Genomic DNA, 956 nt, shown 5'->3' on the forward strand with positions numbered 1-956 from the left:
TTATCACACTAAGGGGGACATTTTATCACACTAAGGGGGACATTTTATCACACTAAGGGGGACATTTTATCACACTGTACAGGACGTAAATATAATTAGTCCCTTTTAGTATTTGACTGTTGCATTTATTTGCTTTATTATGGTTTTTAACAAATAAAAAAAGGGACTAACCTCTAATTAGTCCCTTTTAAAAAGATATATATACTGTATAGGAGTGATTATAACATGACTGGAGAGACTGTTGTGTACCAAAACGCATTGAATTTAGTACCTTTAAGAAAGTTTACAAGTACAGAAATAGATTTATTTTTCGCTATGTGTAATAAACTGAAAGAAAAAGACTGCGAAACATTAACGTTAACGTTTGATGAACTAAAAGAATTAAGCGCTTATAACCCAGATATAAGGCATATGGATAAATTCGTAGCTGATTTACAACACGTTTATAGTAAAATGTTAAATATTAATTACACAATTCGTACTGAAAATAAAATCACAAGTTTTGTTTTATTTTATAAATATGAAATTGACTTGAATGAAAAAACATTACAAATATCTACTGCACCAGAGTTAAAACATATCTTGAATGAATTAACTGGTAACTTTACTAAATTTGAACTTCAAGAGATGACACAGCTCAAATCAACTTACGCCAAAAATATGTTTAGGATTTTAAAGCAGTATAAGCATACTGGCTATTTTAAAATTGGAATGGATGATTTGAGAGAACGTTTAGATATCCCTAAATCATATAAAATGAATGATATTAACAAACGGGTATTCAAGCCAATTATTAATGAATTAGGTTTTATATTTAAAGACCTTAATATTAATAAAATTTCTGCTAAGAAATCACGTAAAATCGAATGGTTAGAATTTACTTTTGAACCTGAAAAACGCATTCATAGCAAGCGACAACCCGATATGGCGAATGTAGGTAAACCAAAGCATAATAC

General features: G+C 29.3%; 1 protein-coding gene. It reads left to right on the forward strand.

The annotated features are described in order from the left end of the window. Window positions 1-225 precede the first annotated feature (225 nt). Window positions 226-956, forward strand: a 731-nt coding sequence (locus tag ACF91D_RS30710; protein ID WP_392438538.1) for a replication initiation protein, incomplete at its 3' end; no start/stop codon positions are given.

The sequence above is a fragment of the Staphylococcus sp. 231237_7MaSpsaltlick genome, from assembly GCF_043107035.1.